At 63.6% G+C, this 22,166-nt stretch carries 17 protein-coding genes; 8 read left to right on the top strand and 9 right to left on the bottom strand.

Translation table 11 applies throughout. From position 1 onward, the window contains the following. Positions 1-37 precede the first annotated feature (37 nt). The gene (gene mdeB / locus OU800_RS09385) at positions 38-2,707 is read right to left on the bottom strand and encodes an alpha-ketoglutarate dehydrogenase (protein WP_268183180.1); all 2,670 of its coding nucleotides are present in this window, start codon (positions 2,705-2,707) and stop codon (positions 38-40) included. Between the two features lie 132 nt (positions 2,708-2,839). Between mdeB and OU800_RS09390 the strand changes: the two genes are divergently transcribed. From OU800_RS09390 to recX, 4 genes are all read left to right on the top strand, one after another. Continuing rightward, on the top strand, positions 2,840-3,580 hold the full coding sequence (locus tag OU800_RS09390; protein WP_268183183.1) for a TetR/AcrR family transcriptional regulator: 741 nt from the start codon (positions 2,840-2,842) through the stop codon (positions 3,578-3,580). 93 nt (positions 3,581-3,673) lie between these two features. Further along, a complete protein-coding gene (locus tag OU800_RS09395; RefSeq protein ID WP_268183185.1) occupies positions 3,674-4,174 on the top strand; it encodes a CinA family protein in 501 nt (166 codons plus the stop codon). Between the two features lie 87 nt (positions 4,175-4,261). Then, on the top strand, positions 4,262-5,311 hold the full coding sequence (recA, locus tag OU800_RS09400; RefSeq protein ID WP_268183187.1) for a recombinase RecA: 1,050 nt from the start codon (positions 4,262-4,264) through the stop codon (positions 5,309-5,311). 4 nt (positions 5,312-5,315) lie between these two features. After that, positions 5,316-5,783 carry a recombination regulator RecX gene (gene recX / locus OU800_RS09405; protein WP_268183188.1) on the top strand — a complete coding sequence of 156 codons (468 nt, stop codon included), beginning with the start codon at positions 5,316-5,318 and terminating at the stop codon, positions 5,781-5,783. Here recX and OU800_RS09410 read toward each other — a convergent pair. Further along, positions 5,780-6,655: a DUF6685 family protein gene (locus OU800_RS09410; protein ID WP_268183189.1), complete on the bottom strand. Its 876-nt coding sequence runs from the start codon at positions 6,653-6,655 to the stop codon at positions 5,780-5,782. The genes recX and OU800_RS09410 overlap by 4 nt on opposite strands. 126 nt (positions 6,656-6,781) lie before the next feature. On the opposite strand from OU800_RS09410, the gene OU800_RS09415 reads away from it, so the two are divergent. After that, complete coding sequence (locus OU800_RS09415; RefSeq protein ID WP_268183192.1) at positions 6,782-7,003, top strand: DUF2835 domain-containing protein; 222 nt, start codon at positions 6,782-6,784, stop codon at positions 7,001-7,003. A 97-nt stretch (positions 7,004-7,100) separates the two neighbouring features. Further along, positions 7,101-8,123, top strand: a complete 1,023-nt coding sequence (locus OU800_RS09420; RefSeq protein ID WP_268183193.1) for a quinone-dependent dihydroorotate dehydrogenase — start codon at positions 7,101-7,103, stop codon at positions 8,121-8,123. Between the two features lie 134 nt (positions 8,124-8,257). Here OU800_RS09420 and rmf read toward each other — a convergent pair whose 3' ends face one another. Continuing rightward, positions 8,258-8,473: a ribosome modulation factor gene (rmf, locus tag OU800_RS09425; RefSeq protein WP_003244273.1), complete on the bottom strand. Its 216-nt coding sequence runs from the start codon at positions 8,471-8,473 to the stop codon at positions 8,258-8,260. Between the two features lie 407 nt (positions 8,474-8,880). On the opposite strand from rmf, the gene rlmKL reads away from it, so the two are divergent. After that, a complete protein-coding gene (rlmKL, locus tag OU800_RS09430) occupies positions 8,881-11,058 on the top strand; it encodes a bifunctional 23S rRNA (guanine(2069)-N(7))-methyltransferase RlmK/23S rRNA (guanine(2445)-N(2))-methyltransferase RlmL (RefSeq protein ID WP_268183194.1) in 2,178 nt (725 codons plus the stop codon). A gap of 69 nt (positions 11,059-11,127) precedes the next feature. Here rlmKL and dacB read toward each other — a convergent pair whose 3' ends face one another. After that, complete coding sequence (gene dacB, locus OU800_RS09435) at positions 11,128-12,567, bottom strand: D-alanyl-D-alanine carboxypeptidase/D-alanyl-D-alanine endopeptidase (protein WP_268183197.1); 1,440 nt, start codon at positions 12,565-12,567, stop codon at positions 11,128-11,130. Positions 12,568-12,724: 157 nt separating this feature from the next. Here dacB and OU800_RS09440 point away from each other — a divergent pair, with 157 nt between their 5' ends. Continuing rightward, a complete protein-coding gene (locus tag OU800_RS09440) occupies positions 12,725-13,066 on the top strand; it encodes a YggL family protein (RefSeq protein ID WP_268183200.1) in 342 nt (113 codons plus the stop codon). A 36-nt stretch (positions 13,067-13,102) separates the two neighbouring features. Here the strand turns inward: OU800_RS09440 and OU800_RS09445 are convergent, their stop codons facing one another. The 5 genes from OU800_RS09445 to OU800_RS09465 all read right to left on the bottom strand — a co-directional run bounded on the left by OU800_RS09445 (position 13,103) and on the right by OU800_RS09465 (position 22,097). Then, the gene (locus OU800_RS09445; RefSeq protein ID WP_268183202.1) at positions 13,103-16,048 is read right to left on the bottom strand and encodes an HD domain-containing phosphohydrolase; all 2,946 of its coding nucleotides are present in this window, start codon (positions 16,046-16,048) and stop codon (positions 13,103-13,105) included. 83 nt (positions 16,049-16,131) lie between these two features. Next, on the bottom strand, positions 16,132-17,193 hold the full coding sequence (locus tag OU800_RS09450; RefSeq protein WP_268183204.1) for an FUSC family protein: 1,062 nt from the start codon (positions 17,191-17,193) through the stop codon (positions 16,132-16,134). A 7-nt stretch (positions 17,194-17,200) separates the two neighbouring features. Further along, the gene (locus tag OU800_RS09455; RefSeq protein WP_268183207.1) at positions 17,201-18,532 is read right to left on the bottom strand and encodes a deoxyguanosinetriphosphate triphosphohydrolase; all 1,332 of its coding nucleotides are present in this window, start codon (positions 18,530-18,532) and stop codon (positions 17,201-17,203) included. Between the two features lie 510 nt (positions 18,533-19,042). Next, positions 19,043-20,068, bottom strand: a complete 1,026-nt coding sequence (locus OU800_RS09460) for an IS110 family transposase (protein ID WP_268179744.1) — start codon at positions 20,066-20,068, stop codon at positions 19,043-19,045. A gap of 865 nt (positions 20,069-20,933) precedes the next feature. After that, positions 20,934-22,097 carry an EAL domain-containing protein gene (locus tag OU800_RS09465; RefSeq protein ID WP_268183208.1) on the bottom strand — a complete coding sequence of 388 codons (1,164 nt, stop codon included), beginning with the start codon at positions 22,095-22,097 and terminating at the stop codon, positions 20,934-20,936. Positions 22,098-22,166 lie beyond the last annotated feature (69 nt).

Consider the following 22,166-nt stretch of genomic DNA (forward strand, 5'->3'; position numbering starts at 1 on the left):
CTGATGGCTTGCTGGGTTAGGTTGAACAGCGCCCCTGTCAGAGGGTCCAGGGCGCCGCCTTGCTGCTGTCGATGCCATAGCGCTCCACGGCCATCTGCGCCGTTTCCCAGGGCACTTGCCCTTCCTCGGCCAGCGCGTGCAGGGTGGCGATCACCAGGCTGTGGGCATCGACCTCGAAGAATTCGCGCAGCCTGGTGCGGGTGTCGCTGCGGCCGAAGCCGTCGGTGCCCAGGGAGACGAAGCGTCCTCTCACATAGGGGGCGATGAGGTTGGGATAGGCGCGCACGTAATCGCTGGCGGCCACGATCAGATCGTTGCCGCCAAGCAGCGTCTGCACATGGCTCTGGCGTTGCGCGGCGCCAGGGTTGAGGCGGTTCAGGCGCTCGACGCTGGCCGCATCGCGAGCCAGTTCACTGAAGCTGGTGGCGCTGAACACTTGGCAATCCACCTGCCAGTGCGTCGAGAGCAGCACGGCTGCCGCTTCGACTTCGCGCAGGATCGGCCCGGAACCCAGCAGGCGAACCCTGGCGACCGCGCCCTCGACCCCATGGTGCTTGTACGGGTACAGCCCCTTGATGACGTTCTGCGCCTGGCCTTCGGCGAGCGGCTCCTGCGGGTAGCTCTCGTTGCTGACGGTGATGTAGTAGAACTCGTCGACATGCCGCTCCATCATCTGCCGGGCGCCGTGATCCATGATCACCGCCAGTTCCGCCGCGAAGGCCGGGTCGTAGGCGCGGCAGTTGGGTACGCTGGCGGCGATCAACTGGCTGGTGCCGTCCTGATGCTGCAACCCCTCGCCACCCAGGGTGGTGCGGCCGGCGGTGGCGCCCAGCAGAAAGCCGCGGGTGCGCTGGTCGGCCGCCGCCCAGATGAGATCGCCAACGCGCTGGAAGCCGAACATCGAATAGAAGATGTACAGCGGCAGCATGGCCACGCCGGACGTGCTGTAAGCCGTTCCGGCGGCCACCCAGGAGGAGATCGCGCCCGCTTCGTTGATCCCTTCTTCGAGCAGTTGCCCGTCTTGCGATTCCCGGTAGGAGACCAGGGAACCGGCATCCTCCGGGGCATACAACTGACCCACGGGGGAGTAAATGCCGATCTGGTGGAACAGGTTGGCCATGCCGAAGGTGCGCGCCTCATCGGCCACGATCGGCACGATTCGCGGCCCCAGCAGCGGATCCTTGAGCAGCGCGGCCAGCAAGCGGATGGCCGCCATGGTGGTCGACATCTCGCGGGAGGAGCCATCCAGCGCGAAGGCGGCATAACGTTCCAGCGCGGGTACCGCGACAGCCTCTGCCTGCTGCCGGCGTGTAGGCAGGGCGCCACCGAGCGCCTCGCGGCGCCTGGCGAGGTAGAGCAGTTCCTCGCTGCCTTCGGCGGGGCGGTAGAACCTGTGGCTCTGCAGATCCTCGTCGCTCAGCGGAAGCTGAAAGCGATCGCGAAACGCTTTCAGCGCAGTGCCCTCGAGCTTCTTCTGCTGATGCGCGGTCATGCGCGACTCGCCAGAGGCGCCCATGCCATAACCCTTCTTGGTCTTGGCCAGGATCACCGTTGGCTGCCCTTTGTGGCTGACGGCACTGGCGTAGGCCGCATACAGCTTGCGCAGGTCATGTCCGCCACGTTTTAGCCCGTCGATCTCGGCATCGGACATGTGAGCGACCAGCGCCTGAATCTCCGGGTCCTGCTTGAAGAAATGCTCGATGTTGTAGGCCCCGTCCTTGGCCCCCAGGGTCTGGTAGTCGCCATCGACGGTCTGCGCCAGCCGGCGCAGCAGCACGTGCTTGCTGTCGCGGGCGAACAGCGCGTCCCACTCCGAGCCCCAGAGCACCTTGATCACATTCCAGCCGGCGCCGGCGAACAGCGATTCCAGCTCCTGGATGATTTGCCCGTTGCCGCGCACGGGCCCATCCAGACGTTGCAGGTTGCAATTGATGATGAAGTTCAGGTTGTCCAGCCCTTCGCGCGCCGCCAATGACAGCCCGGCGATGGATTCCGGCTCGTCCATCTCGCCGTCGCCGAACACGCCCCAGACCCGGCGGCCCTCGGTCGTGGCGATGCCACGGTGCTGCAGGTAGCGCAGAAAGCGCGCCTGGTAGATCGCATTGATCGGGCCAATGCCCATCGAGCCCGTCGGGAATTGCCAGAAGTCGGGCATCAACCAGGGATGAGGGTACGAGCACAGGCCCTTGCCTCCTACCTCCTGGCGGTAGTTCTGCAACTGTTCTTCGCTGAGCCGGCCTTCCAGGTAGGCCCGGGCATAGACGCCCGGCGCCGAATGCGGCTGGAAGAACACCAGGTCGCCGCCGCTTTCGTGGGTGGGCGCCTTGAAGAAGTGGTTGAAGCCGACCTCGAAGATTTCCGCTGCAGAGGCGTAACTGGCGATATGGCCGCCGAGATCACCGTAGGCCTGGTTGGCACGCACCACCATCGATAGCGCATTCCAGCGAGAAATGGCCACCAGGCGCTGCTCGAGTGCCAGGTCTCCCGGATAGCTGCCCTGTCGCTCCAGGGCGATGGTGTTGCGGTAGGACGAGTATGGCGCGGAGCTGCCGGTGAGCCCGGACTCCTTGGCGAACTGATCGAGCCGACGCAAGAGGTACAGGGCGCGCTCAGGGTCATGCAGCTGCGCTGACTGCAATGACTCCAGCCATTCCTGTGTTTCGACCGGGTCGGTATCCAATTCCGGGCTGAGCGAGTGCGACTTCATTTTTGTTGTTTTCCGCTTGTTGATCTGTCGAGCAAGCAAGACCGCTGAAAAGATGATAACTAATCATTTTTGATCGTCAATCATATTTTGTTTCGTTGAGCGCGCCATGCGCCAGGTGCTAGATTCGCCCCCATGAAAAAATCCTCTCCTTCTCCGCTACCCACGCCCCACCAGAAAACCGCAGCGCGCTCCAGCGAAGCCGGCGAGTCGCGCAGCGCCCGACGCAAGCGGGAAACCCGCCTGAGCCTGATGAAGGCGGCACTGGAACTGATGTCGGAACGTGGCAGCGGGGAGGTCACCATCCAGCAGATCACCGCGGCGGCGGACGTGGGCTTCGGCACCTTCTACAACTACTTCGAGTCCAAGGAAGACATCTACAACTGCTTGCTGGAGGAGGTCTTCGAGCGTTCGGCGAAGGTGGTGGACGAGGCGGTTGCGCACATCACCGATCCGGCCGAGCGCCTCAGTGTGGGAGTGCGCTATACCCTGCTGCAGGCCAAGGCGGATCCGGTCTGGGGGCGCTTTCTGGCGCGATCTCCCTTCAATCCCGAGATTATTTCCCAGGGGCTGGGCAAGTTCCTGCTGCGTGACGTGCTCGAAGGCATCGCCAAGCAGCGTTTCAAGGTGAACGACACTGGAGTGGCCCTGATGGCGGTCGGCAGCACCGTGCTGGGGGCCGTGACCATCACCCTGCAGAGCCCGGCACCGCCGCAGGCGCGGCTGTATGACGATCTGGGGCTGTACGCAGAAAGCCTGCCCGAGCGGGTCTGTGAAATGGTGCTGCGCATCATCGGTGTCGATAGCGATGAGGCCACTCGTCTGGCGAGCCTGCCCCTGCCGCCGCTGGAGGGCTTCTTTCGGCTGTCAGTCTGACCGGGGCAGGGCGCCTACGGGGCGATTGCGGCCTTAAATCCCAGGTGGAGCTGGTGTAGGGTATCGGGCTGACCTGTTCCCCCGGAGAGCATCATGGATTCGATCAGCCAACTGGCTGCCCAGCTCGGGCAGCGACTGCAAGCCGCTGGCGCCCAGGTGAGCACGGCCGAGTCCTGCACCGGCGGTGGCATCGCCGAGGCCATCACCCGCATTCCCGGCAGTTCGGCCTGGTTCGAGGCCGGTTTCGTCACCTATTCCAATGCACAGAAGAGCAAGCAACTGGACGTGCCCCAGGGCTTGTTCGCGGCCGTCGGCGCGGTCAGCCGCGAGGTGGTTGAGGCCATGGTGCGCGGTGCCCAGGCTCAGGCCGGGGCGCGTTATGCGGTGGCGGTCAGCGGCGTGGCAGGTCCAGATGGCGGCTCGCCCGAGAAGCCGGTGGGCACCGTTTGGCTGGCCTGGGGCGATGGCGAACGTATCGTCAGCCTGCGCAAACAGTTCGCCGGCAACCGCGACGAGGTGCGCCGACAGACGGTCGAGGCCGCACTGGCGGGGCTTATCGAGCTGCTGGCGAAGGAAAATCCGCTTGCGGGGTAGGCGGATGACTTGCCCTGTGGAATAATACTGGCTACTTATACAGTTGTTGGCGGCCGTCGAGGCCCTTGTGAATACGTGAGGATGGTAATGGACGAGAACAAGAAGCGCGCCTTGGCGGCTGCCCTGGGCCAGATCGAGAAGCAGTTCGGCAAGGGCGCGGTGATGCGCATGGGCGACCATGATCGCCAGGCCATTCCGGCCATTTCCACCGGCTCGCTGGGCCTGGACATTGCGCTGGGCATCGGTGGCCTGCCCAAGGGCCGCATCGTCGAGATCTACGGCCCGGAGTCCTCGGGTAAGACCACCCTGACCCTGTCGGTGATCGCCGAGGCGCAGAAACTCGGCGCCACCTGTGCCTTCGTCGATGCCGAGCACGCGCTCGATCCCGACTACGCCGGCAAACTGGGCGTGAATGTCGACGACCTGCTAGTGTCGCAGCCGGATACCGGCGAGCAGGCTCTGGAAATCACCGACATGCTGGTGCGCTCCAACGCTGTCGACGTGATCATCGTCGACTCCGTGGCGGCCCTGGTGCCCAAGGCCGAGATCGAAGGCGAGATGGGCGATCAGCACGTCGGCCTGCAGGCCCGTCTGATGAGCCAGGCGCTGCGCAAGATCACCGGCAACATCAAGACCGCCAACTGCCTGGTGATCTTCATCAACCAGATCCGCATGAAGATCGGCGTGATGTTCGGCAGCCCGGAAACCACCACCGGTGGTAACGCTCTGAAGTTCTACTCCTCGGTACGCCTGGACATCCGCCGTACCGGCGCGGTGAAGGAAGGCGACGAGGTGGTGGGCAGCGAAACCCGCGTGAAGATCGTCAAGAACAAGGTGGCGCCGCCGTTCCGCCAGGCCGAGTTCCAGATTCTCTACGGCAAGGGCATCTACCGTAACGGCGAGATCATCGACCTCGGCGTGCAGCAGAATCTGGTGGAGAAATCCGGTGCCTGGTACAGCTACCAGGGCAACAAGATCGGTCAGGGCAAGGCCAATGCCGCCAAGTACCTCGAGGACAACCCGGCCGTCGCCCGTGAGATCGAAGGCCTGATCCGCGAGAAGCTGCTGGTCAGCAGCGCGCCGGTAAAAGCCACCGCTGCCGCCGCCGAGGTGGAAGACGCCGAAGTCGACTTCTGAGGCAATGCCCGCCGTACTCGACAGCCCGGCCGCCGTGCGCCGGGCAGCGATGGATCTGCTGGCCCGGCGCGAGCATGGCCGCGTCGAGCTGGCCGGTAAGTTGCGTCGGCGTGGTGCGCCGGATAAGCTGATCGAGGCGGCGCTGGATCGCCTTGCCGAAGAGGGCCTGCTCTCGGAGGCGCGTTATCTGGAAAGCTTCGTCGCCGCACGGGCGCGCTCCGGCCATGGCCCGCAGCGCATCCGCGAGGAACTGGTGCAGCGTGGCCTGGCCCGTGCCCAGGTCGAACAAGCACTGCGTGAAAGCGGCATCGACTGGTTCGCGCAACTACGCGATGTCTGGCAGCGCAAGTTCGCCGGGCGCTTGCCCGTCGACGCTCGTGAGCGTGCCCAGCAGGGCCGCTTCCTGGCCTATCGCGGTTATCCCATGGACATGATCGGGCGCCTGCTGAGCGGACGTGGCGACTGGGATTAGCTTCTCAACCCGCGCAAATAGCTCAGAACGTCAGGCGCTCCTGCCAATTGCAGGCCTTCGCCCAAGGCGGTGGCGTCTGGGTGGGCCTTGGGTAGCAACAGTAGCTCGGCTGCGCCTGGGGTCTTCCATAGGGACAGGCGCGCATAGGGCATGCCGTTATCGAGCAGCAGGCTCATGAAGGCTGGGTCGCTCCAGGCCTGGCAGGGCATGAGCTGGACGTGGTAGTGCTGTTGCAGATTGTCCAGCGCCTGTTGGTTCAGGCTGTAGTGGGTCAGGGTGGCCGGCAGCATGATTTCCAGCCCGCGGCGTCGGGCATAGACGATGGCCCCGGCGAAGGCCGGCGCCTGTTGTTCGCCTGCCCAGTAGAGACGTTCCCCCAGCCAACTGGCTTGGCGCAATTCGATGGCTTCACCGCTTTGGTAGCCCGGCAGCGCCTGGTTGAAGGTCTTGATGAAATCCTTGTAGCTGATGATGCGCACCGACTTGCACTGCTCGCTGGCGGCGAAGTCCTCGAGGCTGCGGTAGTCTCGGCCTTCGGCCAGGGGGCTGGAAAGACCATCGATCTGACGCAGGTCGATGGCCTGCAGATGCTGCTGCTCCACGGCCACCAGGCCGCTGAGGGCGGCGTGTGCCTGCTCCTTGTCTTCCTGCACGGGGCCGGAGAGGGCGCCGCGTGGCAGGTCGACGAAGCGATGCAGGGGCGGGCCATCCAGCCAGCAGATGCTGTCCAGGTTTCGCGCGATGGGCCTGAACGGCAATTCCAGGGTGCTGGCGCGCTGCAGGATCTGGCGGGTGCTGCGACCAATCAGACCCAGACGCTGGGCCAGTGAGGCCAGGCGAGTGCTGAGCGTGGGCGATTGCGAGAGGGGCATGATCAAGCGGCAGCCTGGACTAGGGGGCAAACAGGCGGGCAGGCCATGGCCTGCCCATGCCGCTCGGGGCAGGCGTGGCGTTCGCTCTGTGGCAGAATGAGCGCATTCATTTGCGAGGGTGCCTCCATGCCCAGCCTGGTGCTGGATATCGCGTTATCGGCAGAACGGTTGCAGGCCATCTATCGTGGCCATGCCAACCGGATTATGGCGCAAAGTCGCGACGGTCGTCGTGTGAGTTTGCCTGCGCATCATCTGCGGCCCTTTCTGACCCATTCCGGCATCCATGGTTCCTTCGAGCTGGAGTTCAGCGCCGAGGGCGAGTTGCTAAGCCTGCGCCGGTTGTCCTGAGATCCTGAGTGCAGTGTGGCGTGGTGCACGCCTCGCGTCGTGGCGGTCAGCACGGCTATAATCGCCGCCTTTCAATTTGCCGAACCGAGTCTGCCTCATGTACGCCCTGGCCCGCGAGCTGCTTTTCAAACTGTCCCCGGAAACTTCGCATGAGCTGTCCATCGACCTGATCGGTGCGGGTGGGCGTCTGGGGCTCAATGGGCTGTTGACCAAGGCGCCGGCCAGCCTACCAACCTCGGTGATGGGGCTGCAATTTCCCAACCCGGTCGGGCTGGCCGCTGGCCTGGACAAGAATGGCGATGCCATCGACGGGTTCGCCCAGCTTGGCTTCGGTTTCGTCGAGATCGGCACCGTGACGCCGCGCCCACAGCCGGGCAATCCCAAACCGCGTCTGTTCCGCCTACCCGAGGCCGAGGCGGTGATCAATCGCATGGGTTTCAACAACCATGGCGTCGAGCATCTGCTGCGCCGGGTGCAGGCGGCGAAGTTCAAGGGTGTGCTGGGCATCAACATCGGCAAGAACTTCGATACCCCGGTCGAACATGCGGTCGATGATTATCTGCTGTGCCTGGACAAGGTCTATGCCCACGCCAGTTACGTGACGGTCAACGTCAGCTCGCCGAATACGCCGGGGCTGCGCAGCCTGCAGTTCGGCGATTCGCTCAAGGCGCTGCTCGAAGCACTACGCCGACGTCAGGAAGACCTGACCCAGGAGCATGGCAAGCGCGTGCCCCTGGCCATCAAGATCGCCCCGGACATGAGCGACGAGGAAACCGCGCTGGTCGCCGCAGCGCTGCTGGGGGCCGACATGGACGCGGTGATCGCCACCAACACCACGCTCAGTCGTGAGGGCGTCGAGGGCCTGGCGCATGGTGATGAGGCCGGTGGTCTGTCCGGCGCGCCGGTGCGCGACAAGAGCACGCATATCGTCAAGGTACTGGCCGGCGAGCTGGGTGGGCGTTTGCCTATCATCGCCGTGGGCGGGATCACCGAGGGCAGGCACGCGGCGGAGAAGATCGCGGCGGGGGCGAGCCTGGTTCAGATTTACTCGGGGTTCATCTACAAGGGGCCGGCGCTGATTCGCGAGGCCGTGGATGCCATTGCTGCACTGCGCAAATGAAATGAAGAAATGAAAAGGGGCTCTCAAGGAGCCCCTGGGCTTGCGCCCGCCGCCCGGATGGGGTCGGCATGGTGAAGTCTGCAGAATTGTGGAGCTTGGTTCAGCCAGGTGAGGCGTGGAACCAAGCCCCTGAATCAGCCGACAGCGTGAAGTTCATTGAGTCTGTGAATACCGGCGGTGCCGGTCAGCCCGTCCCAGTTGTCGCCACGGCCTTCACGCCAGCCGTTGAGCCAGGCCTGGCGTACCGATGGCAGGGTGAAGGGGCAGAGTTCGCGGGATTTTCCATTGATGCCGTATTGATAGCCGCGCAAGAAAGCTCGTTCTAACGGATCACGCTTGAGTCTTCTCATAGGGTGTTGCCCTCGCTGTTGACTGTAATGTCCCGTTGGCCTCCAGGGGAGGCCTGTGGCAGAAATGATCTGCCGGCGGAGGTCGCTGCCGGCGTGGCGAGCCTCCTGTGCGTGCGCCGTTGCAGCGACGCATTGAGTAGTGTTCTAACGAATGCTCCGAAGCCTGTGAATGATCGATTTGTCATAAGGGCGTAACCTAATGACGGGTCATGCCATAAGGGAACTGGTCATGCGTCCAGCGACGAGCCAGACGGCCCGTGTGGCCTGCCTTCACGGGCGGGATGGCGACGTGATGGCCTGAATGAGATTGCTGCTTATTCCGACGAAGGGGCACTGCGTCCTTTTGTCTCTTAATGTTAGCCGAGGTGTTTGGCACCTCTTTTTATCGCCATTGGCACTGGATGGTTATGTCCGAGCGTTACGAAATCGTGCTTACCTGCCCCAAGGGCATCGAAGGCCTGCTACTGGAAGAGGCCGCTGGTCTCGGCCTCGAGGAGGCCCGTGAACAGACCGCAGCCGTGCGCGGGCAGGGGGATCTGGAGGTGGCCTATCGCCTGTGCCTCTGGTCGCGCCTGGCCAACCGCGTGCTGCTGGTGCTGTCGCGCTTTTCCATGAGCAATGCCGAGCAGCTCTATGCCGGGGTACAGGCGGTGGACTGGCGCGATCATCTCGAGCCGACTGGCAGCCTGGCGGTGGAGTTCAGCGGCCAGGGGTCGGGAATCGACAATACCCACTTTGGCGCGCTGAAGGTCAAGGACGCCATCGTCGATCGCCTGCGCACCCGCACTGGCGAGCGCCCGAGCATCGACAAGCTCAACCCGGATCTGCGCGTACACCTGCGCCTTGACCGCGGCGAGGCGGTGCTCTCGCTCGATCTCTCCGGGCACAGTCTGCACCAGCGTGGCTACCGCCTGCAGCAGGGGGCGGCGCCGCTCAAGGAGAATCTGGCCGCAGCCGTGTTGATACGTGCCGGCTGGCCGCGAATCGCCGCCGCAGGCGGTGCTCTGGCCGACCCCATGTGCGGCGTTGGCACCTTCCTTATCGAGGCGGCGCTGATGGCTGCCGATATCGCGCCGAACCTCAAGCGCGAGCGCTGGGGGTTCTCCAGTTGGCTTGGGCACGTACCGGCGCTGTGGAAGAAGCTGCATGCCGAGGCCGAGCAGCGTGCGGCCGATGGGCTGGCCAGGCCACCTTTGTGGATTCGCGGTTACGAGGCCGACCCGCGGCTGATCCAGCCCGGGCGTAACAACGTCGAACGCGCGGGGCTGTCCGATTGGGTGAAGATCTACCAGGGCGAGCTGGGCAGCTTCGAGCCGCGCCCCGACCAGAACCAGAAGGGCCTGGTGATCAGCAACCCGCCTTATGGAGAGCGCCTGGGGGATGAGGCCAGCCTGCTGTATCTCTACCAGAACCTCGGTGAGCGCCTGCGCCAGGCCTGCCTGGGCTGGGAGGCGGCGGTGTTCACCGGCACGCCGGAACTGGGCAAGCGCATGGGCCTGCGCAGCCACAAGCAATATGCCTTCTGGAACGGTGCGTTGCCGTGCAAGTTGCTGCTGATCAAGGTGCAGGCCGATCAGTTCGTCATCGGTGACCGTCGTGGTCGCAGGGAGGAGGATGCGCCAGCCGAGCCGGCCACGCCGGCACGCCTGTCCGAGGGCGGGCAGATGTTCGCCAATCGCCTGCAGAAGAACCTCAAGCAACTGGGCAAGTGGGCGCGTCGCGAGGGTGTCGAATGCTATCGGCTGTACGATGCCGACATGCCCGAGTACGCCCTGGCCATCGATCTGTACCGCGACTGGGTGCATGTGCAGGAGTATGCCGCACCCCGTTCGATCGACCCGGACAAGGCTCAGGCGCGCCTGCTCGATGCCCTGGCTGCGGTGCCTCAGGCCCTGGGCATCGCGCAGAGCCATGTGGTGGTCAAGCGCCGCGAGCGCCAGAGTGGTACCAGCCAGTACCAGCGCCAGGCGGCCTTGAGCCAGTTCCTCGAGGTCGAGGAGGGTGGAGTCAAGCTGCTGGTCAACCTCATCGATTACCTCGATACCGGGCTGTTCCTCGACCACCGGCCATTGCGCCTGCGCATCCAGCGCGAGGCTGCCGGCAAGCGCTTTCTCAACCTGTTCTGCTACACCGCCACGGCCACCGTGCACGCGGCCAAGGGCGGTGCGCGCAGCACCATCAGCGTCGACCTGTCGAAGACCTACCTGGATTGGGCGCGGCGCAACCTGGCGCTCAATGGCTTCTCCGACAAGCATCGCCTGGAGCAGGCCAACGTCATGCAGTGGCTGGAGAATGATCGTGAGGAGTACGACCTGATCTTCATCGACCCGCCGACCTTCTCCAACTCCAAGCGCATGGAAGGGGTGTTCGACGTGCAGCGTGACCATGTCGAACTGCTCGATCAGGCCATGGCGCGCCTGGCTCGTGGCGGCGTGCTGTACTTCTCCAACAACTTCCGCAAGTTCCAGCTCGATGAAGGACTGGCGGCGCGTTATCAGGTGGAGGAGATCAGTGCCCAGACCCTCGACCCCGACTTCGCGCGCAACCCCAAGATCCATCGCGCGTGGCGTTTCACTGCGCGCTGATGGCGTAGCCCGGATGCAATCCGGGGGCTTTTGACCCTGGCCCCGGATTGCATCCGGGCTACTCATTCCTCAACGTTTCGGCTGTTTGTAGGTGTCCAGCAGTACCTGATCGAGGATGGCGCTGGCGCCCCAGGGTTTGGGGTCGTTGAGGATCGCCACCACGGCCCAGTTCTGGCCGTTGCTGTCGCGGCTGTAGCCGGCGATGGCACGCACGTTGTTCAGCGTTCCGGTCTTGATGTGTGCCTCGCCCACCAGTGGAGTACGGCGCAGGCGTTTGCGCATGGTGCCATCCATCGCCACCAGCGGCAGCGAGCTGCGGAATTCGGCGGAGTAGGGGCTGCGCCAGGCGGCCTGGAGAATCGCCGCCATTTCCCGGGCGCTGACGCGTTCGGCACGGGACAATCCCGAGCCATTCTCCATGACCAGGTGCGAGGCGGTGATGCCCTTGCGTGCCAGCCAACTGCGGATCGCCCGCTGCGCGGCCATGCCGTCGTCCTTGTCAGCGGCATTGCGGAAATGCTCACCAATGCTGAGGAACAACTGCTTGGCCATGGTGTTGTTGCTGTACTTGTTGATGTCGCGGATGACCTCCACCACGTCCGGTGACTGGGCGCGCACCAGCAGGCGGGCCTTCTCCGGCACCTGGCCCTGGCGATCCTTGCCGAGAATCTGGCCGCCCAGTTCCTGCCAGATGCCGCGTACGGCGCCGGCCGCGTAAGCCGGGTGGTCGAGCAGCGACAGGTAGGTCTGTGCGCTGCAGCCTTCGGGCAACTGGCCGCTGACGATCAGGGTCAGGCCGTCGTACTGCCGCACCGGGTTGTAGCGCACGTCCGGCCAGGACGGGCAGGTTCCCGGCTTGAGCAACTTGACCTGGTTGTCGATACGGATGGCGGCGATGGGCGGATCCATGGCGATCTGCACCTTGCCTTCGCTGGCGCGGGCGACGAAGCGTTGCGCCTTGAGGTTGACCAGCAGCGAGTCGGGCTTGACCAGGAACGGCTTGTTGTCATCCCCGCCATCGTCGTTGAAGGCCGGCAACTGCGGCGTGACGAAGAAGCTGCGGTCGAGCACCAGGTCACCCTGCACCTGCTTCACGCCGTTGATGCGCAGATCGCGTAGCAGCAGCCAGAGCTTCTCCATGTTCAGCTTGGGATCACCGCCACCCTTGAGGTAGAGATTGCCCTTCAACACGCCATTTTCCAGGGGGCCATCGGTATAGAACTCGGTCTGCCACTGGTGCGTCGGCCCGAGCAGTTCGAGCGCGGCGAAGGTGGTCACCAGCTTCATGGTGGAGGCCGGGTTCACCGAGATGTCGGCGTTGAACTGCAGACCACCGGGCTGGCCGTCCAGCGGCAGGGTGACCACGGACAGCGAATGGCTGGGTATCTTGTTGGCGCGCAACGCCTTCTCGACATTGGCCGGCAGGTTGATGGAGGAGGCTGCGTGGGTGGTCAGAACGAGGGGCAGAAGCAGGGCGCCGAGCGCCAGTTGGCGAAACCGTTGAATCATCGAGAAAACCTTCCGCAAGCAGCGGAGCAACGATAGATGGGTGGAGCGAATGGCGCCCATTATGCCGCACTGCTGGGGTTTTGCACGCGATCAAGACGGGCTATCCGGCGAGGAAACTGCTAGAGTGCCGCGGATTATCATCTGTGAGGAAAGCTACATGGCCACCAACCGTTCCCGCCGTCTGCGCAAGAAGCTCTGTGTCGATGAATTTCAGGAGCTGGGCTTCGAGCTGACCCTGAACTTCAAGGCCGACCTGAGCGATCAAGTGATCGACGGCTTCATCGACCAGTTCCTCGACGATGCCATCGCCGGCAATGGCCTGGACTATGTCGGTGGCGAGGATTACGGCCTGGTCTGCCTGGCCAAGCGTGGCTCGGTGAGCGAAGAACAGCGCGCGGCCGTCGAGGCCTGGCTCAAGGGCCGTGAGGAGCTGCAAGGTTTCGAGATCAGCCCGCTGCTGGACGTCTGGTACCCGGGTACGCCGATCAACCAGGCTTGATCGTCACCCTGGCGCCGGTGTTTCCGGCGCCTTCTCTCAGGCCAACCCGGCCTGCTGCAGAATACTCCGCTCATCCACCTCATCGATCTGCCCGGCCTGCATGAAGCGCCTGGCGTAGCGCTGTGGGATACCACTATGCACGAACAGGGCGAAGAGCTGCGGATCGATATGCGCATTGCGGCACATGCCGGCCATGATGCCGAGTGCCTGTGACAGGGTCTTGCCCTTCTTGTAAGGACGATCGGCGGCGGTGAGCGCCTCGAAGATATCGGCAATGGCCATCATTCGTGCTGGCAGGCTCATCTGCTCGCGCGTCAGGCCTTTGGGATAGCCGCTGCCATCCATCTTTTCATGATGCCCACCGGCAATCTCGCTGACGCTCTGCAAATGTCGCGGGAATGGCAGGCGGTCGAGCATGAGGATGGTCTGCACGATGTGATGGTTGATGATGTAGCGCTCTTCGGCAGTCAGGGTGCCGCGCTCGATGCCGAGGTTGTGCAGCTCGCCGCGGTTGAACTTGTACGGCGGCACCTGCAGTTTGAAGCCCCAGGGGTTGTCGGCGGCGAACAGCTCCTGCGGCGGGCGTTCGAGCAGATGTTCGGGGCGGTCGGCCAGCAGTGGTTCGAGTACCGGCAGCGGTTCGGCTGGCGTGCGTTCCAGGCGCTGCGCCTCTTCCCAGGACACCCCCAGGCGCTTGTCCAGGGTACGCAGCCAGCGGCGTTCGGCGATCTGCGTCAGGCGTGCCTGATCGGCTTCGGCCATCTGCTCGCTGCCCAGGTTGCAACTGGCGACGAAGGCGAATTCCTCGTCCAGGGTGGCGAGCTGGGCGTCGCGCTGTTCGGCCAGTGTCTGCGCGTCGCCCCCCTCGGCGACGCCTTGCCAGTAGGCGATCCAGGCGTCGCGCTTGAGCACCTCGAAGCGCATGCGCACTTCATGGATGCGGTCATACAGGGTCTCCAGCTTGGTGGCTTTGTCCACCACGTACTCGGGGGTGGTGACCTTGCCGCAATCGTGCAGCCAGGCAGCAATATGCAGTGCCTCCCACTCCTCATCGGTGGGGTTGTACTGGTGAAATTCGGGCGCCTCGCTCGCGGCGGCGGCGCGGGCCAGCATCAGGGTGATTTCCGGCACGCGCTGGCAGTGGCCGCCGGTATAGGGACTCTTGGCATCGATGGCACCGGCGATGAGCTGGATGAACGCATCCAGCAGTTGCTTCTGCCGAGCCAGCAGGCGCTGGCTTTCGATGCAAAGGGCGGCGCTGCCGGATACCGCGTCGACGAAGGCGACCCGCTCCGGGCTGAGCATGTCTTCGCCGTTCTCGCCGGTATCGCGTTGCAACAGCACCAGTACACCGATGGTATCGCCCTGACGGTTGTGCAGGCCGGCGGCGATCAGGTGCAGGCGCGGGCTGTCCATCGCCAGCAACAGTTTCTGCAGGTGCCCGGCCTGGTCGAAGCCGATGGACTGGGCAATGCTCTTGCCACCCTGGACAGGGCCGCTCAGCCAGGCGGGCAGATCCGGGGCGTCATGGGGCAGGGCCTGGATGTACAGCTCATCCAGGGAGCGTTGTTGGCCATCGATGACCAGGCCCTGTGGCTCCAGGCGCCCGCTGTCGTCGTCGAGCAGATAGAGCAGGCCGCCCTGGGCCTCGCTGATGGCCACGGTAGAGTCCATCACCTGCTTGAGCAGGGTGTCGTAATGGGTTTGCGCCGAGAGGCTGGCGGCGATATCGAGAAAGCGTGCGAGGGTATCGCGCATATGGGTCATCGATACGGCCAGTCGATCGACTTCGAGTATCGGCGAGCGAGTGCATGGCGGCGTATTGAAGTCGAAGCGACGAATGGCCTCGGCCTCTTCCACCAGTGAGCGCAGGGGCTTGATCAGCAACCGTGCGGTCATCCAGCCCACGGGCAGGCACAGCAGCAGGGTGGCGAGGGTGATCAGCGCGCCTTGCCAGCGAATGCGGTAAGCGTCGGCCAGCAGCTCGTGCTCGGGCACCAGCAGGGCCAGTTGCAGGCCCTGCGGGCCGCCGTCCTGAATATGCCAGTGGGCCGTGGCCCAGCGCTTGTGAGCCAGTTCAATGATGCCCTGAGGCGCCTGGTCGCTGGCGAGCAGTTCGCCCAGCGCAGGGCTGAGTTCTTCTACCTTGACCCGCACGGGCTTGCCGTTGTGCTGGCGGATCAAACGGCTGCTGTCCGGGTAGGCCACCACGTTACCTTCGCTGTCGGCCAGTACCACCTCGCTGCTGGGGGTGACGCGGTGCTTGGCCAGGGTTGCCGAGAGGTCGTCGAGGGTCAGGTCGGCGCCCAGCACCGTGGTCAGGCCCGCACGGCGCGCCAGGGTGGTGCCGATTTCCTGGCTGGAAAAGAACAGATAGGGTGCTGTGGTGATCTGCCCGCCATCGCCCCGGGCGCGCTGAAACCACTCGCGCTGGCGTGGATCGTAGCGTTCGTTGAGGTTCTGGCGGCGGCTCACGGGCCTCAGCGAGCCATCGTAGAACAGGTAATCGCTGGCGATGCCGCTGCTGCTGCGGTCGATCGACCAGACCTGGTAGACGGCATTCTCTGGGGCATCGAAGAGCTGCTTGAGGTGCTCGCTGCGCAAGGGGCGCACCATGAAGAAGTCGCCATCCTCGTAACCCAGGTACAGCGAGGCCAGCTTGGGGTTGTCGCGTAGGGCCTGGGCGAAGATCGGCAGAAGCTCCAGGCGAGTCTGCAGGTCATCCGCCTGGGCTGCGGGGTTGAGCGCCAGCAGGCTGAGCAGATGACGGATGGGGCGGTAGGTGGCATCCAGATCCTTCTGCACCTCGCTCTGGATGCGCTCGAACAGGGTGGCGCTGCTGGAGAAGATCAGGCGGCTGGTCTGCTGGTAGTTGAACAGGCCCAGCAGCACGCCGGTGAGCAGCAGCAGAAAGGTGAACAGCAGGCTGATATGGACGTGCAGAGGAAAGCGGCGTTCGCGCGGCACGGCGTTGCTGAGCATGGCTCTTCACTCCTGGGTCGAGGCGAGGGGCGGGCGCTGAACCTGTCTGGCAAGCGTAGTGAAGAGTGGCCGGGTCTGCCTGGTTAGGTGGGCGGTTGTGCCTGTGCGTTGCGTTTGCCCTTGGCGAATCGTCGCTGCAGGGCATGGATCAGCAGGGCCACGGCCAGCGCCAGGGCGCTGCCGATCAAGGCATTGAGCAAACGTACCTCGGGCAGGTGCCAGTCGCGTGACAGGCTCTCGGTGAGCAACACGAAGCACAGGCTGGTCTGCAGCACGAACAGGCCATAGTGATTGGCCTGCAGAGCACGGTTGAGCAGGATCAACGGCAGTAACACCATGACCATCAGTGGTGGGTTCTGCAGGCTGTGGCCAACGAGGATCAAGAGAGCAGCGGCGGCCAGGCTGGCGAGGCTGGCCTGCAAGGCGCGCAGCAGGCTGTCGTGAAGCTCCAGTTGCAAGGTGGTGATCACTGCCAGGGTCAGCCAGTAACCATGTGATAGCCCTGCCAGGTTGACCACCAGCCCGGAGGCGGCGAAGGCCAGCATGCAGCCCAACGCGTGCAGGCGCCATTGTCGCTTGGGCAGGCGCCTGGCATGGCGTCGCAAGACCTTGAGCAGGCGAAGCAGTCGAGGCATGTAAGGCCATGTGCGCAGCCCATGCATACCGCGCATGCCGAATGCCAGGAGCATCACCCACAGGCCGCCGAGGCTGAACAGCATGGCCACGGCGTAGGGGTTGTGCAGGTTGCCCAGGCCATATTGGCTCTGCCCCAGGCACAGGCAGATGCACAGACCAAAACCCAGCTTGCCGGCTTCGCTGCCATAGCGCTGCAACCAGGCCAGCAGCAGGCCGAAGCCGGCGAACAGGCCCAGACTGAGCAGTGCATCGCTACCGGCCCAGAAGCCCAGGCCGGCGCTGCAGGCGCCGAAACCGGTAAGCATGAGCATGCGCAGCATGCCGAAGCGGTGCAGCGGATTGGCCTGGGCGGCCTGGAAGGCGCCCAGCGAGGCCCAGAGAAAGCCCGTATGCAGGGTGATCAGCCCCAGCAGCAGCGGCAAGGCACAGCCGAAACCAGCGACCAGCGCCGCGCCCCAGGCCGGTGGCCCGGCATGCCAGGACAGGCCGTTGCGGATCAGGCTTTTCATCTGCCACCTATACCGGGCTGGAGCGGCCGGTCATTTCCCGGGCCATTTCCGTGGCGTAGCTGTCGGTCATGCCGGCGATGAAGTCGATCACCCGCATGAACGAGCGGTACAGCGGCCAGCCCGGCTCCGGGGCGTAGTAGCTGAGCAGGTCGAGGATGCGCTGATGCTTGAACGACAGCGGGCGCCCGCTGTGCTGCTCCAGCGCGGCGCCGCAGAAGGCGTTGAGCAGGATCTCCAGGGTGGTGTAAGCGCCGATCTCGTGCAGGGTCTTGCGCTTGTCGTGGAAGATCTTCTCCCGCGCCAGCGCCTTGGCCTGCTGCACGCAGCGCTTGGCCGCGCCGTGCATGTGTTCGACCAGATCCCCCTGCAGCTCGCCGCGCAGCAGGTCGTGCTGCTGTTCGACGAAGGCGCCGGCGGCGGCATTGGTCAGGTGCTCGATGGCCTTGCCGCGCAGGATTGCCAGCTTGCGCCGGCGCGAGTCGCGCGGGCCGAGCTGGCGGTAGGTTTCCGGCAGATCGTCGCCGACCAGATCGAGCAGCAGGGCTTCCACCTCACTGTAGTCGAGCAGCTCCATCTCCACGCCATCTTCCAGATCGATCAGGCCGTAACAGATGTCGTCGGCCGCCTCCATCAGATACACCAGCGGGTGACGGGCCCAGCGCTGCGCTTGCACTTGTGGCAGCTCCAGCTTGGCGGCGATCTGCTCGAGCAGCGGCAGTTCGCTCTGGTAGCAGCCGAACTTGTGCTTCTTGTAGCCCAGGGCTTCGGCGTGGCGGGCCGTCCAGGGGTACTTGAGGTAGGTGCCGAGGGTGGCGTAGGTCAGTCGCGTGCCGCCGTCGAACTGGTGGTATTCCAGTTGCGTGAGCACTCGAAAGCCCTGGGCGTTGCCCTCGAAGTTGAGAAAGTCGCCGCGCTCGGCATCGCTCATCGCGTCCAGCCAGCCGCGTCCGGCAGCCTGCTGGAACCAGTGGCGGATGGCATCCTCGCCGGAATGACCGAAGGGCGGATTGCCGATGTCATGGGCCAGGCAGGCCGATTGCACGACCATGCCCAGGTCGCTCGGCTCGCACCAGTCGGGCAGTTCGTCACGCAGCATCTCGCCGACGCGCATGGCCAGCGAGCGGCCCACGCAGCTCACTTCCAGCGAGTGGGTCAGGCGCGTGTGGATATGGTCGTTGCTCGAGACCGGATGCACCTGGGTCTTGCGTCCGAGGCGGCGAAAGGCGCCGGAGAAGATGATGCGGTCATGATCCTTGTGGAACGGGCTGCGGCCCAGTTCGGCCGAACTGGGGGCAGGTTTGCCGAGACGTTCGCGGGTAAGCAGGGTGTGCCAATCCAAGGCCGATCCTCATCGGGTTGATCCAGAGTCCTTAGCTTGGGTGTTCGGGCGGCTGGCTGCAAGCCCGGGGGGATGGTGTAATTGATCATTTGAGGTTCGGGCTGCTGGTTGATACCGGACTGGCAAGTTTGTGTGATCTTGTTGACTTGAGTTGGTGTTCTGGACGCCGCGGCGATGTATTCAGAAACTCCTTGTTTCGCCCCCTCGGGCGCCTCACTTTTCTTTGAAATGCGCAAAGAAAAGTAAGCAAAAGAATCTATGGTCACCCCCGTTTTTGCAACGCTGATCAGCGATGGATGATTGGCTTGCCTAAATCTATCCGGCGTCTGTATAGGGTATGCCCCGCGCCACGATGAGAGTCGCGCCGGGTGATCCTTATAAGCGCAGCGGCTTCAAAAGCCGATTCTTTTGCCAGGATCTTCACCAGGCCGGTGTGCCGTTCATGTCATCGGTTGTTCAGCATCGCAAAACCTGAAAGGGTGTTTCGTATCACAGCAGTAAGACCGGGTATCAAGCGACGGCAGTGCCTGATCTCGCTTCAAACTGCGAATGATTGGTTGCAATTGCCCAGGCGATCCGGGCGAATTTGTTGGCCAGGGCGCATGCCACGGTGTTCGCGTGACGCCGTTGAAGAAGCGAGCGTACCCAATCGGCTAAGGCGCCCTGCTGATAGTCCAGGCGCTGCAAATAAACCTTGGCGCACTGCACTAGTAGCCGGCGCAGGTTCTTGTCGCCACGTTTACTGATGCCCAACAGATTGGCCCTGCCTCCCGTGCTGTATTGGCGTGGCACCAGCCCCACTGAAGCGGCAAAATCACGACTACGGCCATACTGTTTGCCATCGCCCATTTCGGCACACAGCAGACTGGCTGTAATTGTGCCTACACAGGGGATCGTCAGCAGGCGGCTGCCCAGATCATCCTCGACAAGCTGGCTGGCCATTTCCTTGTCCAACGCCTTGATCTGCTCATCCAGATAGCAGAAGTGCTCATGCAGACGCCTCAGCAGCCCGACCAGACGAGGCGGCAATTCGTGCTCGTCCAATGTGCACAGCAGGCGCCTGACCTGCGACAGGCCTTTAGGCAGGCTGATACCGAATTCCAGCAGAAAACCATGAGCCTGATTAGCCGTTTTCGTCCGGTCGCGTACCAGGGATTCGCGCATTCGGTGCAATACCGACAGGGTTTGTTGGGCTTCGGTCTTGGGTGTCACGAAGCGCATGCTGGGCCGTGAAGCTGCTTCGCAGATCGCCTCGGCATCGATGAAGTCGTTCTTGTTGGTCTTGACGAAGGGGCGCACGAACTGCGGCGAGATCAGCTTCACCTCATGCCCGAAGTTCATGAGTTGCCGGGCCAGAAAGTGCGATCCGGTACAGGCCTCCATCACCACTGTGCACGTTGGCAGGTTACCTAGCAGCCGCATCATTTGCGTGCGGGTCGTCTTCTTGCGAAAGACAGCTTGTCCGGCATTGTCCTGCCCATGCAGGTGGAAACTGTGCTTGCCGAGATCGATACCAACTAACGCGACTGTATTCATGGTGATGGCCTCCAAATAAAACACCCAGTGGAAGCGTAATCCTCGCTGGGTGTGGGGGTGACCATCTCATTAACGCACCCCCGCCATCCGGCCCCGGCTGCGCCGGGGTTCGTTCGTTCCATCATTGCTCCGAGGGCCCGCCGCGAAGGGCCATCCCTGGCCAGTCGCGGCTCTCGCGGCATCCATGCCGCTCAACCCTCTACACAACGATTCCACTCACCCTCCTGAAGGGGGACATTCGCGCGCCTGAAGGAACTGGCATTCCAAGGTACGCCCGGCGTGTTCTGGTAGCTGTGAAGTTGCGATGTGGCCGTCGAGTTAAACCAAAACTTTCATTCGAGTAGTTTCATGCGCATGGACAGTTTGCCGGCGTATAGCCGGCCTCTCAGTCAGCCCTAAGGCTGACCCATGTTCAAGCACTCTGCGACCATTCTGGGTTACCTCACGTTCAGGCGCGTGCAGAGCCCGCCCAGGAGGGCGAACGCAATCGTCGTGGAAGAGGTCGAGCGACATGGATGTCGCGAGAGCCGCGATGGGCCATGGATGGCCCACCGCGGCGGGCCTCTGGAGCGGCGATGGAGTGAGCGAACCCTCGCGCAGCGAGGGCCGGATGAAAGGGCGGAGGTTTTGGTTACTTTTGCCCCAAAAGTGACTCGCCCGGGAGGGCGAAACAAAGAACATCAACCAAAACGCGGCAATTCGGAACAAACACCCGAAGTACCAAAAACTTGCCAGTCCGGTATCAAGACTGACTTCCCTGAAACCCAGCGAAGAATCTACCCGGAGATCACCGTCCAGGGGGTATCAGGCACGAGAGAAATCTCAAAGCCCCAGGTCGGATTGCAAGTTCGCTAGCGTCACCACGCTACAGCGCGGCAGCATCGATATCCACCAGCAGCAGGCGCTGACCATTGTCGATGAACTGGCCGGCAGTCATGCAGTACTGATTGGTGGTGGCGTCGCGGTAGGTGCTCGACAGTGTAAGACGACGCTCGTCCCAGCCCTCGGCGAGCAACTGGTAGAAATAGGGGCGCCAGGACCAGTTGTGGCCCAGGTAGCGATCGTCGGTGCGCCAATGGCTGCCGCACCATTCCAGATTGGGACTGATCTGCGTGCCGTTGCGGTCGCACTGATAGGTGCGCAGCAGCCAGGGATAGTCATCCGGTGCCTTGAGCAGACTGCTGGCAGCACCACTCTCTGCCCATGGCTTGAGTTCGCTCATCAGTTCGCTGAGGTGTTTGCGCAGCTTTACCAGGCGGGCACGTTCGGACAGCTTGTGCTGTACGTAGCTGTCGCGTAGATGGGCGAAGCGGTCGACGAAGGCATCGCTGGCGAACAGCTCACGCTCCGGGCGGGCGAAGAGAAAACCCTGCACGTAGCGAGCCCCGCATTCCAGGGCGAAGTTCAGCTCGGCCTCGGTTTCCACCCCTTCGGCGATGATCCAGCAGCCGGTCTTCTCGGCCATCTGCGCCAGGGCCTTGACTACCTCGCCGCTGGGGCCGCCGCGCGCCGCTTCCTGGAACAGGCGCATGTCCAGTTTGAGAATGTCCGGTTGTAGCGCCAGCACCCGGTCGAGTTGCGAGTAACCGGCACCGAAATCGTCGATGGCGATACGCGCACCGGCTTCGCGATAGCGCGCCACCACCTGTGGCAGGCGCTGGCTGGCACCACCGAGTTCGGTGATCTCGAAGACGATGCGCTGGGGGTCGACGCCGCTGCGCTGCAACTGGATGAGGCTGGGCAGGGGTTGCGCCGGGCGCAGGCGGCTGATCCAGCGCGGCGAGATGTTGAGGCTGAGGAACCAGTCCTTCGGCGCCTCGTGAAAACGCATCAGGGCGTTTTCACGCACCTGGCGGTCGAGCCGGCGTAGAGCTGCCGGCGGCGTCTTGGGATCGGCGAACAATGGGCCGGCTGAGTGTATCTGGCCATGCTCGTCAACCAGCCGTGCCAGCGCTTCGACGCCAGCAATACGCCCGGTGGCGGTATCGATAAAAGGTTGGAAGACAGCGAATGGCGTTCCCTCGGTCACCTGGGAATTCCTTAGTTATGAGCCGTTTTATGGTTATTCAATAAGCAGATGACTCGACTAAGCAAGAAC

It is taken from the genome of Pseudomonas sp. GOM7, assembly GCF_026723825.1.
In the GTDB taxonomy this organism is placed as follows: domain Bacteria; phylum Pseudomonadota; class Gammaproteobacteria; order Pseudomonadales; family Pseudomonadaceae; genus Aquipseudomonas.

Bases quoted from the DNA above. Each gene is read 5' to 3' on its own strand.
- mdeB (WP_268183180.1), bottom strand. From the start codon at position 2,707: ATGAAGTCGCACTCGCTCAGCCCGGAATTGGATACCGACCCGGTCGAA.
- OU800_RS09390 (WP_268183183.1), top strand. From the start codon at position 2,840: ATGAAAAAATCCTCTCCTTCTCCGCTACCCACGCCCCACCAGAAAACC.
- OU800_RS09395 (WP_268183185.1), top strand. From the start codon at position 3,674: ATGGATTCGATCAGCCAACTGGCTGCCCAGCTCGGGCAGCGACTGCAA.
- recA (WP_268183187.1), top strand. From the start codon at position 4,262: ATGGACGAGAACAAGAAGCGCGCCTTGGCGGCTGCCCTGGGCCAGATC.
- recX (WP_268183188.1), top strand. From the start codon at position 5,316: ATGCCCGCCGTACTCGACAGCCCGGCCGCCGTGCGCCGGGCAGCGATG.
- OU800_RS09410 (WP_268183189.1), bottom strand. From the start codon at position 6,655: ATGCCCCTCTCGCAATCGCCCACGCTCAGCACTCGCCTGGCCTCACTG.
- OU800_RS09415 (WP_268183192.1), top strand. From the start codon at position 6,782: ATGCCCAGCCTGGTGCTGGATATCGCGTTATCGGCAGAACGGTTGCAG.
- OU800_RS09420 (WP_268183193.1), top strand. From the start codon at position 7,101: ATGTACGCCCTGGCCCGCGAGCTGCTTTTCAAACTGTCCCCGGAAACT.
- rmf (WP_003244273.1), bottom strand. From the start codon at position 8,473: ATGAGAAGACTCAAGCGTGATCCGTTAGAACGAGCTTTCTTGCGCGGC.
- rlmKL (WP_268183194.1), top strand. From the start codon at position 8,881: ATGTCCGAGCGTTACGAAATCGTGCTTACCTGCCCCAAGGGCATCGAA.
- dacB (WP_268183197.1), bottom strand. From the start codon at position 12,567: ATGATTCAACGGTTTCGCCAACTGGCGCTCGGCGCCCTGCTTCTGCCC.
- OU800_RS09440 (WP_268183200.1), top strand. From the start codon at position 12,725: ATGGCCACCAACCGTTCCCGCCGTCTGCGCAAGAAGCTCTGTGTCGAT.
- OU800_RS09445 (WP_268183202.1), bottom strand. From the start codon at position 16,048: ATGCTCAGCAACGCCGTGCCGCGCGAACGCCGCTTTCCTCTGCACGTC.
- OU800_RS09450 (WP_268183204.1), bottom strand. From the start codon at position 17,193: ATGAAAAGCCTGATCCGCAACGGCCTGTCCTGGCATGCCGGGCCACCG.
- OU800_RS09460 (WP_268179744.1), bottom strand. From the start codon at position 20,068: ATGAATACAGTCGCGTTAGTTGGTATCGATCTCGGCAAGCACAGTTTC.